The 12,511-nt window shown below is 72.0% G+C and carries 12 protein-coding genes and 1 pseudogene; 10 read left to right on the top strand and 3 right to left on the bottom strand.

The window, feature by feature from the left end; translation table 11 throughout:
* From OUY22_RS32225 to OUY22_RS32260, 8 genes and pseudogenes are all read left to right on the top strand, one after another.
* A pseudogene (locus OUY22_RS32225) lies at positions 1-402 on the top strand (hypothetical protein); the annotation flags it as partial.
* Positions 403-442: 40 nt separating this feature from the next.
* Positions 443-1,480, top strand: coding sequence for a M24 family metallopeptidase (locus OUY22_RS32230; RefSeq protein ID WP_270159036.1), 1,038 nt, complete (start codon positions 443-445; stop codon positions 1,478-1,480).
* Between the two features lie 25 nt (positions 1,481-1,505).
* Positions 1,506-2,066, top strand: a complete 561-nt coding sequence (gene efp, locus OUY22_RS32235; protein ID WP_270159037.1) for an elongation factor P — start codon at positions 1,506-1,508, stop codon at positions 2,064-2,066.
* Position 2,067: 1 nt separating this feature from the next.
* Positions 2,068-2,478: a transcription antitermination factor NusB gene (gene nusB / locus OUY22_RS32240; RefSeq protein WP_270159038.1), complete on the top strand. Its 411-nt coding sequence runs from the start codon at positions 2,068-2,070 to the stop codon at positions 2,476-2,478.
* Between the two features lie 59 nt (positions 2,479-2,537).
* Entirely contained in the window at positions 2,538-2,876 is a 339-nt protein-coding gene (locus tag OUY22_RS32245; protein ID WP_270159039.1) for an MmcQ/YjbR family DNA-binding protein, read from the top strand.
* A gap of 139 nt (positions 2,877-3,015) precedes the next feature.
* Complete coding sequence (locus tag OUY22_RS32250; protein WP_333486829.1) at positions 3,016-3,741, top strand: methyltransferase domain-containing protein; 726 nt, start codon at positions 3,016-3,018, stop codon at positions 3,739-3,741.
* Positions 3,742-3,768: 27 nt separating this feature from the next.
* Positions 3,769-5,010, top strand: coding sequence for a DNA polymerase IV (locus OUY22_RS32255; RefSeq protein ID WP_270159041.1), 1,242 nt, complete (start codon positions 3,769-3,771; stop codon positions 5,008-5,010).
* Positions 5,011-5,212: 202 nt separating this feature from the next.
* Positions 5,213-5,608 (top strand): DUF3040 domain-containing protein, encoded by a 396-nt coding sequence (locus OUY22_RS32260; RefSeq protein WP_148032686.1) that lies wholly within the window; start codon positions 5,213-5,215, stop codon positions 5,606-5,608.
* Positions 5,609-5,692: 84 nt separating this feature from the next.
* Here the strand turns inward: OUY22_RS32260 and OUY22_RS32265 are convergent, their stop codons facing one another.
* Genes OUY22_RS32265 through OUY22_RS32275 form a run of 3 tightly spaced genes read right to left on the bottom strand, consistent with a single transcriptional unit; the run spans position 5,693 to position 10,394 of the window.
* Complete coding sequence (locus OUY22_RS32265) at positions 5,693-8,116, bottom strand: transglutaminase TgpA family protein (protein WP_270159042.1); 2,424 nt, start codon at positions 8,114-8,116, stop codon at positions 5,693-5,695.
* Positions 8,116-9,372: a DUF58 domain-containing protein gene (locus OUY22_RS32270; RefSeq protein ID WP_270159043.1), complete on the bottom strand. Its 1,257-nt coding sequence runs from the start codon at positions 9,370-9,372 to the stop codon at positions 8,116-8,118. The genes OUY22_RS32265 and OUY22_RS32270 overlap by 1 nt, the downstream gene beginning before the upstream one ends.
* Complete coding sequence (locus OUY22_RS32275) at positions 9,369-10,394, bottom strand: AAA family ATPase (RefSeq protein ID WP_408638236.1); 1,026 nt, start codon at positions 10,392-10,394, stop codon at positions 9,369-9,371. Before OUY22_RS32275 ends, OUY22_RS32270 begins: the two co-directional genes overlap by 4 nt.
* 425 nt (positions 10,395-10,819) lie before the next feature.
* Here OUY22_RS32275 and mraZ point away from each other — a divergent pair, with 425 nt between their 5' ends.
* Positions 10,820-11,251, top strand: a complete 432-nt coding sequence (gene mraZ / locus OUY22_RS32280; RefSeq protein WP_270159046.1) for a division/cell wall cluster transcriptional repressor MraZ — start codon at positions 10,820-10,822, stop codon at positions 11,249-11,251.
* A gap of 218 nt (positions 11,252-11,469) precedes the next feature.
* Positions 11,470-12,453, top strand: a complete 984-nt coding sequence (gene rsmH, locus OUY22_RS32285; protein WP_270159045.1) for a 16S rRNA (cytosine(1402)-N(4))-methyltransferase RsmH — start codon at positions 11,470-11,472, stop codon at positions 12,451-12,453.
* Positions 12,454-12,511: the final 58 nt, after the last annotated feature.

Consider the following 12,511-nt stretch of genomic DNA (forward strand, 5'->3'; position numbering starts at 1 on the left):
ACCCCGACCCCCACCCCGACCCCCACCCCGACCCCCACGCCGACCCCCACGCCCGAACCCGAGCCGGAAGAGGAGCCCACCGAGCTCCGCCCGACCGCCGAGGTGCCCATCCCCAAGGGCACCGTCGGCCAGTCCGTCCCGCCCGGCGGCTGGGAGACGTGGGTGCGCCGGTTCGACGAGGCGATCGGCAGCCAGATGGCCATCGGCGGCATGGACCCGCGCGTGGGCGGCAAGGCCCAGGACAAGCTCAGGAAGGCCGCGCGCAAGATCGCGGAGGGCAAGGAGCGGCCCGGCCTGTCCCAGGTCGCCGACGTCGTCCGCGACCTGCGCGCGGCCCGTGCCAAGGGCGAGATCGCCTCGACCGGCCCGCTGCCCGACTGGCTCGACGACTGGCAGATCTAGCCAATGGAGGATCAACCGGAGATCCACGTACATTAAGCGCGTGACCATCTCCTACGCACACCGGCGGGCCCGGCTCGCGGCCCTGCTGCCCGCCCACGAGGTCGACGCCCTGCTGGTCACCTCGACCGTCAACGTCCGCTACCTCACCGGGCTCACCAGCTCCAACGCGGCCGTCCTGGTCAGGGCCGACGGCTCGGCCCGGCTCGTGACGGACAACCGGTACATCGAGAAGACACGCGGCCTCGACGTCGAGGCCGCCGAGGCCTCCGACGTGGCCGCCGCGCTCGCCGCCCCCGGCGTCGGCATCGAGGCGGCGCACATGAGCGTCGCCACCTACCAGCGCCTCGGGTCCGGGCTCGTCCCGCTCGGGCCGCTCGTCGAAGGGCTGCGCGCGGTCAAGGACGACGACGAGCTGGAGCTCCTCCGTACCGCCTGCGCCATCACCGACCAGGCCTTCGCGGACGTGCTGCACACCATCGGACCGGGCGTCACCGAGCGGGACGTGGCCCGCCTCCTGGAAGCCCGCATGATCGAGCTCGGCGCCGCCAAGCCCGCCTTCGACACCATCGTCGCCGCCGGCGAGAACGGCGCGATCCCGCACCACGCCCCCACCGACCGCGAGCTGCGCTCCGGAGAGCTGGTCACCATCGACTTCGGCGCCGCCTACCAGGGCTACCACGCGGACATGACCCGCACCGTCTGCCTCGGCCCGCCCGCCGGCTGGCAGCGCGACCTCTACGACCTCGTCGCCGCCGCCCAGCGGGCCGGCCGGCACGCCGTCACCCCCGGCGCCACGGCCCAGGAAGTGGACGCCGCCGCCCGCTCCCTCATCGCCGAGGCGGGCCACGCCGACCACTTCCGGCACGGCCTCGGCCACGGCGTCGGGCTCCAGATCCACGAGGAGCCGTTCCTGGGCCCCGCACGGACCGGTAGACTTGAGGATCGAGTTCCGATCACCGTGGAGCCGGGGATCTACCTCCCGGGCCGGGGCGGTGTTCGCATCGAGGACACCCTCGTCACCCGGCAGGGCGAGCCGGAACTTTTCACCAAGACGACCAAGGAGCTGCTCGTCCTTTAGAGCGGCCGCACGCGGGAGAGAACGAGTGGCGACGACCAACGACCTCAAGAACGGCATGGTGCTGAAGCTCGACGGTGGCGAGCTGTGGGCCGTTGTCGAGTTCCAGCACGTCAAGCCGGGCAAGGGCGGCGCGTTCGTGCGCACCAAGCTCAAGAACGTGCTCTCCGGCAAGGTGGTCGACAAGACCTTCAACGCCGGCGTCAAGGTCGAGGTGGCCAACGTCGACAAGCGCGAGATGCAGTACTCCTACCGCGACGGCGACGACTTCGTGTTCATGGACACCGAGACCTACGACATGGTCAACGTGCCCGCCAAGACCGTCGGCGACGCCGCCAACTACATGCTGGAGAACACCCTGGCCACCGTGGCCTTCAACGAGGGCTCCGCGCTCTACGTCGACCTGCCCGCCGCGGCCGAGCTCACCATCGCCAGCACCGAGCCCGGCCTGCAGGGCGACCGCTCCACCGGCGGGACCAAGCCCGCCACCCTGGAGACCGGCGCCGAGATCAAGGTGCCGCTCTTCATCACCACCGGCGAGCGGGTCAAGGTCGACACCCGCAGCGGCGAGTACCTCGGCCGGGCCTGAGGTGTCGGCACGAGGCAAGGCACGCAGACGCGCGCTCGACATCCTCTTCGAAGCCGAACTCCGCGGTGAGGACCCGCTGAAGATCCTGGCCGAGCGGGTGGAGCGGCAGGAGCCCCCGGTGAACGAGTACACCTCGGCCATCGTCGAAGGCGTCACCCGCCACCTTCCCCGCATCGACGAGCTGATCACCACCTACTCCGAGGGCTGGACCCTGGAGCGCATGCCCGCCGTCGACCGCAACCTCCTGCGCGGCGGCACCTACGAGCTGCTGTGGATGCCGGACGTCCCGGAGGGCGTGGTCATCAGCGAGTGGGTCCACCTGGCCGGAGAGCTGTCCACCGACGAGTCCCCCCAGTTCGTCAACGGCCTGCTGGCCCGCTTCAAGCAGCTCAAACCCAGCCTGACCCTCTAGCGAGCGGGCGGCCTGGCGGGAGGTTGCCGGGGCGCGGCGGGAGGGGCGAGGATCGGGACATGGCGACCGAGGACGACGTCCGCAGGCTGGCGCTCGCGCTGCCCGAGACCGGTGAGAAGAGCATGTACGGCACGCCCGCGTTCTATGTCCGCGGCAAGTGGTTCGCCCGGATGCGGGAGGAGCCGGGCGTGCTCGCGGTGCCGGTGCCCAGCGAGGAGGAGAAGCTGGAGCTCGTCGCCGCGCGGCCCGGGGCGTTCTTCACCACGCCGCACTTCGACGGCTACGCCGTCGTGCTGGTCCGGCTGCCCGAGGTGGACGAGGAGGAGCTGGGCGAGCTGCTCACCGACGCGTGGCGGCTGCGCGCGCCCAAGCGGCTGGTGGCCGCCTTCGACGCCTGACGATCCCGTACGGCCCGTACGGAAGGCTCCGGCCGCCGGGGAGCGGGCGATCGCGCGTACGGCGTAGGCTGGAGCGCAGCCACGAGGAGAGGGAGGCGAGCCCACGTTGCGAGCTGAAGGCGTCACGAGGACCCCGGCGGTGCGCACCGCCGTCGTCTGGGACGCGCTGCGGGCGGTGCTGGCGGAGCTGGCCGGCGCGACCGGGCGCGAGGCGCTCGGCATCGTCGACGCCGGCGGCGGCACGGGAGGGTTCGCGGTGCCGCTGGCCGCGCTGGGCCACACCGTGACCGTGGTCGACCCCAGCCCCGACTCGCTGGCCGCGCTGGAGCGCCGGGCCAAGGAGCGCGGCGTGGTGGTGCGCGGCCTGCAGGGCGACGCCGCCGACCTGGGCGAGCTGCTCAGCCCCGGCCACGCCGACCTGGTGCTCTGCCACAGCGTGCTGGAGTACGTGGAGGATCCCGTCGGCGCCCTGGCCGCGATGGCGGGGCTGCTGCGTCCGGGCGGGGCGGTGAGCGTGCTCGCCGCCAACCCGGTGGCGGCCGCCATCCACCGCGCGCTGGCCGGGCAGTTCGACGAGGCCAGGGCCGCGCTGTCCGACCCGCTCGGCAGCTGGGGCGACCGCGACCCCACGCCGCGACGTTTCACCGGCGAGACCCTCACCGGCCTGCTGGGCGCGGCGGGGCTGGTGGCCGGGCCGGTGCACGGCGTGCGGGTCTTCGCCGACCTGGTGCCCAGCCGGCTCGTCGACGGCGAGCCGGGCGCGGCGGAGGCGCTGGTGGCGCTGGAGGAGGCCGCCTCGTCCCATCCGGTGCTCCGCGATATCGCCACCCAGCTGCACGTCGTCGGCCGCAGGCCATCGGCTTAGAACGCCTGTTCGGATAGAATCGGCGGCGTGGCACGCAAGCAGATCACGGGCATCGGCCCCGCTCCGCGGACCGGGGCCGACGACAGCGGCTGCTCCATCCTCCATGTCGACATGGACGCCTTCTTCGCCAGCGTCGAGCTGCTCGACCGGCCGGAGCTGCGCGGCCGTCCGGTGATCGTGGGCTCGCTCGCCGGGCGCGGGGTGGTGCTCAGCGCCACCTACGAGGCCAGGGCGTTCGGCGTCCACTCGGCCATGCCGATGAGCCGGGCCCGCCGGCTCTGCCCGCAGGCGACGATCATCCCGCCCAGCCACGGAAAGTACTCCGAGGTCTCCAAGGGCGTCATGGAGATCTTCCACTCGATCACCCCGCTGGTCGAGCCCATCGCCTCCGACGAGGCGTTCCTCGACGTCGGCGGCGCCCGGCGCCGGCTGGGCCCGCCCGCCGCGATCGCCGCCCGGATCCGGGCCGAGGTGCTCGACCGCTACGGCATCACGTGCTCGGTGGGCGTGGCGGGCAGCAAGTTCATCGCCAAGCTGGCCTCCAAGCAGTGCAAGCCCGACGGCCTGCTGGTGGTGCCGCCCGGCGAGGTGGTGGCGTTCCTCCACCCGCTGCCCGTCTCCGCCCTGTGGGGCGTGGGGGAGCGCACCGAGCAGGCCCTCGTGCGCCTCGGCATCCGCACCGTGGGCGACCTCGCCCGGGTGCCCGTCACCACCCTCCAGCGGGAGCTCGGCCCGGCCGCGGGCGGCCACCTGGCGGCGCTGGCGTGGGGCCGCGACGAGCGGCGGGTGAGCCCGCACGTCCCGGACAAGAGCATCGGCAACGAGGAGACCTTCGCCGCCGACATCGACGACCCCGAGATCATCAGACGCGAGCTGCTCCGCCTGTCCGAGCGGGTCGCCGCGAGGATGCGTAAGGGCGGCCACGTGGGCAGGACTGTAAGTGTGAAGCTGCGCCGCGCGGATTTCTCCACGATCAGCCGGTCCCGGACACTTCCCGAACCCACCGATGTCGCCCAGGAGATTTACGCCACAGCCTGTGACCTCTACCATGCCGCAGGGCTGGAGCGGGTGCGGCTGCGCCTGATAGGCGTCAGGATGGAGGGCCTCATGCCGGCGGAGACGGCTTCCCGTCAGCTCACTCTCGGTGAGCGCGAGAGTGGCTGGCGTGAGGCCGAGCAGGCGATGGATCAGGCGATCCGGAGATTCGGTCCCGATGCCGTGCTTCCGGCTTCGCTAGTTCGGGGCAAACTTGATGAAATGGAGGCGTGAGGCGATGTCACGACTTCGGGGGAGGAGTGCAAGATGGCCCAGAATGAAGCCATGACGTCACCTCCGGTTTGGTCTGCCTTGGACGTTTGCTTTCGCCTACGTCTACAGCCTCGTATTCTGGGGATAACCGACCGCGAGGTTCGGACACCCCGTGTCGTCCGTTGCCGTCTTCCCCGTCCTGGGGCCGTCCTTGGGAGGCGCCGTGCCGCTCTCTGAGCACGAGCAGCGCTTGCTCGACCAGATCGAGCAGGCCCTCTACGCCGAGGACCCGAAGTGGGCCAACACCGTAAGGATCAGTGACCCGCGCAGCCATTACAAGCGTCGCCTGGTCAAAGCCACCATCGGCTTCGTCCTCGGTGTCGTCCTGCTGATGGTCGGCGTAGTGATCAACCTGATCCCGCTCGGCGTCGGCGGTTTCGTGGTCATGCTCGCCGCGTGTCTGTGGGGCCTGTCCAGTTGGAAACGTATGAATGGGTTCGGTGGTGACTCCTCGGCGCAGGGGGCTCCACCACAGGGCAAGCAGGTTCGCCGGGGCAACCGGGGAACCTTCATGGAGCGGATGGAGGAGCGCTGGCGCCGTCGTCACGACGAGCGCTGACTCTCCTCCCCCAAGACGTCCCCCTCGAAACGGAGGTGCGGCCGTCTCCTCACCGGAGACGACCGCACCCTTCGCTTCGGACCCTCACGCGCCCTTCTGCGCCGCCGTCCTCCGCAGCCTGATGTTCTCCAGACGGTCGAAACCGTCCAGCACCCCTTCGCCCAGCCGCCGCAGCCGCCGCATCGTCGACGGCGGCAGCAGCACCGCCCGCGCCCGCCGGGCGCGTGACACGGTCGCCGCCAGCGCCTTGCGCACCGTGCGCAGCTCTCCGCCCAGCGGCGGGATCTCGCCGGGCTCCCTGGCGTAGAGCACCCGCTCCACCGCCGAGGCGATCGTGGTGACGGCCGCCGCCGCCTCGGCCGGGAACTCGTACTGCTCGGTCAGCCGCCGCGCCAGCCGGCGCGGCGTCTCGCTGGGCTCGCGCGCCATCCCGTAGTCGTACAGCGCGTCGTCCAGCTCCGCCCAGGCCGCGGCCACCGCCGGGTGGCGGCCCGCCACGACCTTGGCCGTCACCTCGTCCGCCGGACGCGACATCTTCCAGCCCAGCGTACGGATCCGCCTGCTCCTGGTGACCAGCCGGATCGCCGCCGGGATCAGCAGCACCAGCAGCACCGCCGCGGCGCCGATGCCGATCCGGGCGGCCAGCGGCGTCGACTCCTCCGGCGGCAGCCCGCCGTCGGCCAGCAGCGCCTCCCGGTCCAGCTCGCGCGGGTTCTGCCGGTTCTGCGGGCCCGCCTCCTGCTCCGAGTCGCCGCCGGTGGTCTCGTCCGGCGTCGGCGAGCTCGGGTCGGCCGTGGCCTCGGGCCGCGGCTGGGTGTACTCGGGAACCCGGGCGCTGCCCTGGCCGAGCGTGCCCGCCGGCGTCGGCTCGAACGGCAGCCAGCCCACGCCCTCGAAGTACAGCTCCGGCCAGGCGTGCGAGTCGTTCGTGCCGACCGTCCACCGGCCGCCGATCTGCGTGCCGCCGGTGTAGCCGATCGCCACCCGTGACGGGATGCCGACGACCCGGGCCAGGACCGCCATCGAGGCGGCGAACTGCTCGCAGTAGCCGGCCCGGCTGCGCACCAGGAAGTCCACCAGCGCCGAGCTGCTGTGACCCTGCGTGCGCAGGCTGTAGGCGAAGCCGCCGGTGTCGGTGAAGAACCGCTGCAGCCGCACCGCCGCCTGGTAGGGCGTGCGGGCGCCGCGCGTCTCGTCCAGCGCCAGATCCGTGATCTCCTGCGGCAGGTCGTCCGGCAGCGCCAGGTAGCGCTCGTCGATGCCCTGCCGGGTGGTCGGCGAGGAGTCCAGCACCCGCGCCGTGGGCGCCGGCTCGCTCGTCGCCACGTCGTACTCCAGGCCGGCGGCCTCGTCGCGGGTGGAGAACACCATCAGCGTGCTGACGTCGGCCCGCCAGTCGCCGTCGACGCGGATCTGCCGCGGCGGGTACGGCAGCGGCAGGAACGACAGCTTGGTGATCTGGTCGCTGATGGTGATCGACGTCCGGACGTTGTTCAGCTGCACCCCGCCGCCCAGGCCGGGCGGTGGCGGCAGCGGGCCGTTGTCGGTCCTGTTCTCCGGGGCGCCCTCCGGCTGCGTCATGCCGAACTGGTCGCCGTCGAACGTGTCGAGCGCGTAGATGCGCAGGTACCGAGGCGTGTTGTCGCTGTTGGCGTACGTCAGGACCACCCGCGGCTCGGGCAGCTCCAGCCGGCCCTTCAGGTTGGCGATCGGGTCCGGGATGCTGATCGAGTTGCCCCGGCCGGAACCGCTGCCGCCCACGCCGAAGGTGAAGAACGAGACCGGCTCCATGGCGGGCAGCAGCGCCGGCACCGTCACCGCCACCGCGATCGCGGCGAACCCGATGCGCTTGCCCGACAGGCTCAGCCCCCTGGTGTCGGCGGTCGCGCCCGGCCGCGGGCCGGCCGAGGTGGTCCGGGTGCGGCGCACCAGCACCGCCCGGCCCCACTGGCCGACCCGCTCGCGGCCGTCCGCGAGGAGCAGGGCGGTGAACCCGAGGGCCGCGATGACGAACGCCGGCCAGCTGAGCGGCTCGGTCAGGATCGTGGCCGGCACCGTGACCAGCGCCAGCAGCGGCAGCCCGGCCAGCGCCGCCTTGCGCAGCCGGGTCGCGAACAGGTCCACGACGATCGCGATCAGGCCCACGCCGCCCGTGGTCAGCAGTGTGATGGCCTCGTTCGCCGGGACCGGCGCCGCGTACCGCTGAATGTCGGCCCAGCCGGTGGCCAGCAGCCGCGCCACCTCCAGCACCGAGTCCGTGGTCGGCACGAACAGCGCCCAGGCCTCCTCGGCCGCGAACGACACGTTCAGGTAGAGCCCCAGCGCCAGCACGCTCACCGGCAGCGCGGCCCACGGCGGCAGCGACAGCCGGCCGCTGATCAGGCTCGCCAGCAGGACCGCCACGACGGCGCCGAGCGAGCCCCAGAACCAGCCCCCGCCCTCGAACAGCGGGTGAAGCAGGATCGCCGAGGAGAAGGTCGCCACCGCGGCGGCGATCGAGAGTCTCATCAAGCCGAACCTCCGCTCAGCGCGTACCGGCCGCTGCTGGCCGCGTCCTGCCACACGGACGCGATCGACACTCCGGCGGGCAGCCGGACGATCCGCCAGCCGTACCCGGCCAGCACCGTCTGCACGGCCCGGTAGTCGTCGCCGGACTCGGGGTCGCGCCCGTTCCACGTGTCCACGTCCAGCAGCACCGCCACGCCGGTGATGCCGCTGTGCCTCAGCCTGGCCAGGTCCCTGGCCTCGTCGGCGTCGAGCGCGCCGAGCACGGCGACGATGAGGCCGTCGCCGCCGCCCGCGCGCAGGGCGGACACGCCCATCTCCAGCGAGCGCGCCGACGAGCCGCGCACCGTGGCGAGCCGGTCCAGCAGCGACCAGCTCAGCCCGGTGTCGGTCAGGTGCTCGGGGCCCTGGTCGGTCACCAGCCGCAGGCCCAGGCCCTCACGGGCGAGGTGCACGCCGATCGAGGCCGCGGCCGAGACCGCCACCTCGAACGACGAGCGCGGGCCCTCGCCGCGATGGGCGTACTTGCGGGTGTCGAGCAGCAGCGCGCCGCGGCTCTGCCACTGCTGCTCCTCGCGGCGCACCATCAGCTCGCCGTGCCGGGCCGTCGAGCGCCAGTGCACCCGGCGCAGGTCGTCGCCCTGCCGGTACTCGCGGGGCGCCACGTCGTCGTCGCCTGCCGCCGCCACGCTCCGGGTGCGGCTGTCGCCGCCGCCCGTCCACTCGCCCGACAGCCGCACGTGCGGCAGCGCCACCACCTGCGGCGTCACCACCAGCGTGTCGGTGATCGTGAACGAGCGGGTCAGCTCCACCAGCCCGAACGGGTCCGCGATGCGCACCGACAGCGGCCCGATGGGGTAACGGCCGCGCAGGTCTGAGCGCACCCTGTAGTCGATCTCCCGGACCCCGCGCGCCTCCACCCGGTCCAGCACGAACCTCGGCCGCACGCCCAGCGTGTACGGGACCGTGTCCTCGATCAGCAGCAGGCCGGTGGGCAGCCTGGTCACGTTCTCCAGGCGCAGCGTCACCGTCGCCTCGCCGCCGGCCTCGGCCCTCGCCGGGTCCAGCCGTCTGGCGCAGCTCAGCCGGTAGCGCGTGCGCGCCACCACCATCGCCGCCAGCAGCGGCAGCGCCGCCACCAGCAGGCCGATCCTGAACAGGTCGTTCTCGCCGAGCAGGAACGCCATCACCAGCGCCGCGACGCCCGAGGCCAGGAACGACCGTCCCCTGGAGGTGAGCGCTCGCAGACCCGCCCTCACGACGCCCGGGTCTCCGGCACCGGGACGCGCCTGAGAAGTTCGGTCACCACCTGCTCGGGCAGCCGCCGCTGGCCCTGGGCCTCCACGCTGGGCAGCAGCCGGTGCGCGAGCACCGGGACGGCCAGCTCCTGAAGGTCGTCCGGGATGACGTAGTCACGGCCCGACAGCGCCGCGTGCGCCCGCGCCGCCCGCACCAGCTGCAGCGTGGACCGGGGCGAGGCGCCCAGGCGCAGGTCGGGGGAGTGGCGGGTGGCCACCACCAGGTCGATGGCGTACTTCTTGACCGGCTGCGACACGTACACCCCGCGCACCGCCTCGATGAGCGCGCGCACCTCCGACGTGGTGGCCACCGGCTTCAGCCTGTCCAGCGGCGAGGTGCCGCCGTGCACGTCGAGCATCTCCAGCTCGGCCGTCGGCTCGGGGTAGCCCATCGCGACCCGGGCGGTGAACCGGTCGCGCTGCGCCTCGGGCAGCGGGTAGGTGCCTTCCATCTCGATCGGGTTCTGGGTCGCGATCACCATGAACGGGGCGTCCAGCTGATAGGTGCGCCCGTCGACGGTGACCTGACGTTCTTCCATGCACTCCAGCAACGCCGACTGCGTCTTGGGCGAGGCGCGGTTGATCTCGTCGCCCACCACGATGTTGGCGAACACCGGCCCCGGCTTGAACTCGAACTCGCGCGTCTGCTGGTTGTACGCGCTCACGCCGGTGATGTCGCTGGGCAACAGGTCGGGGGTGAACTGCACACGCCGCACCGGGCAGTCGATCGACCGCGCCAGCGCCTTGGCCAGCATCGTCTTGCCCACACCCGGGACGTCCTCGATCAGCAAGTGGCCTTCGGCGAGCAGGACGGTCAGCGTGAGACGGACGGCGTCACCCTTTCCCTCGATCACCGATTCGATGGCCTCGCGGATGCGGTGAGCGGTGGTGACCAGCTCCCCGAGCTGGTCAGGGACGTCATGGGTTACTGCCACCGGGCCTCCATGCGACGTGCGGCCGGCCACCTCGCGCGGGGGTGCCATTGCGGGAGGCATGCCATTGTTTTCCATTATCTGTACGACCCTACGACTCTGTGGGTTCCTGGGCGACTTTTGCGGATATTCCAGGGAAACCTGGTGGTGTTCGTGTTCTTGTCGCATAGAGGTGCGAATGCCGTAACACACCGGACGGCGCGGCGCACCACTTTCCCCCACCTCCGGCCCCGCCTGACGCGACATCCCCTGCCCTGCCGAGGTATCCGCGCCCCGACACGCCCACGGGCGCGCCGGGGCCCGTTCCGCGCCCCCACCCGCGCCCCACCGTGCTGACCTGCGGTAACGCGCCGGACTCGGGTGGTCCAGAAGGTTCGAATCAGTTGACGGTGGGGAGAAGTGGAGTATGGTGGTGCGCAGTGGAGGGCACGGTGCACCAGCGCCGGGCGCTTCACGAGGCACGGGAGGTGGCGCCGATGTTCCTCGGCACCCATCACCCGCGTCTGGACGACAAGGGACGGCTGTTCCTGCCGGCTAAGTACCGTGAGGAGCTGGCGGAGGGTCTTGTGATCACCAAAGGCCAGGAGCGATGCCTCTACGTCTTTCCCGTGGAGGAGTTCCAGCGCATTACCGAGGCTCTCAGCACCGCCCCGGTCACCGCCAAGGCGGTGCGCGACTACAGCCGCGTCTTCTTCGCCAGCGCGTCCGACGAGAAGCCAGACAAACAGGGCCGCGTCACCATTCCGCAGGGCCTGCGGCAGTACGCCGGCCTGGAGCGTGACTGCGTCGTCATCGGGGCCAACACCCGGCTGGAGATCTGGGACGCGCAGGCCTGGGACACCTACCTCGACGCGCAGGAACAGGCGTTCGCCGACCTCTCCGAGGAGGTGTTGCCAGGGATCTTGTGAAACAACGGTCGAGCCGTCGGAGATGTCGTTCGGCGAGGTCTCCACCCGCAACCACTGCCGGCCAGCTGATGCACCTTCCCCGGTGTCAGATGGCGGGCTTCCACGAAGAGGGTGCGGATGGGGACCTGGCCGGGCGGCGCCGGGGTGGGGACCCACGGACAACCGACACATCGACCGGCCGCGTCATCCGCGAGCCAGGACGCGAAAGGGGGGTGGAGATGCACGACGACACCGATACGAGCGGTCACGTTCCGGTCATGCTCGGACGCGTTCTGGAGCTGCTGGAGCCGGCGATCACCGCGTGCGCGTCGGGCCCCGCTCCCGTCGTCGTCGACGCCAACCTCGGGCTCGGCGGCCACACCGAGGCGCTGCTCGCCGCACACCCCTCGCTGCACGTGATCGGCATCGACCGCGACCCTTTCGCGATCGAGTACGCCACGCGCAGGCTCGCCCCGTACGCCGGGCGTACCACGCTGGTGCACGCCTCGTCCGACGAGCTGAGCGCCGTGCTGGCCGCGGCCGGTCGCCCGGCCGTCGACGGGGCGCTGTTCGACCTGGGCGTCTCCTCGCCGCAGCTGGACGAGGCGGCGCGCGGGTTCGCCTACTCCTACGACGCGCCGCTCGACATGCGGATGGACACCGAGCAGGAGCTCACCGCCGAGGCGGTGGTCAACACCTACTCCGCGGGCGAGCTGGCCCGGATCCTGCGCGACTACGGCGAGGAGCGGTTCGCGGGGCGGGTCGCCAACCTCATCGTCAAGGAGCGGGCCAAGGAGCCCATCACGTCGACGAAGCGGCTGGCGGACCTGGTCAGGGACGCGATCCCGGCCGCGACCCGGCGCACCGGCGGCAACCCCGCCAAGAGGACTTTCCAGGCGCTGCGCATCGAGGTGAACGCGGAGCTCGCCGCCCTGGAGGTGGCGCTGCCCGCCGCGCTCGACGCGCTGGCACTGGGCGGGAGAGTCGTCGTGCTCTCCTACCACTCGCTGGAGGACCGGCTCACCAAGCAGGTCCTCACCGCGCGGACCAGGGACACCAGCCCGCCCGGGCTGCCCGTCCCGTTGCCGGCCCACCAGCCGAGGTTCCGCACCCTGACGAAGGGAGCCGAGCTCCCGAGCGAAGAAGAGCTGGCCCGCAACCCGCGGGCGGCTTCGGCCCGGCTCAGGGCCGCAGAGAGGATCCGTGTTGACGACCAGGACTGAGCAGGAGACCAGGCGGGGCGCGCCCGTCCGCGGCGCTGTGCCCACGACTGGGGCCAAG

This window comes from Nonomuraea corallina (genome assembly GCF_027620315.1).
GTDB lineage: Bacteria > Actinomycetota > Actinomycetes > Streptosporangiales > Streptosporangiaceae > Nonomuraea > Nonomuraea corallina.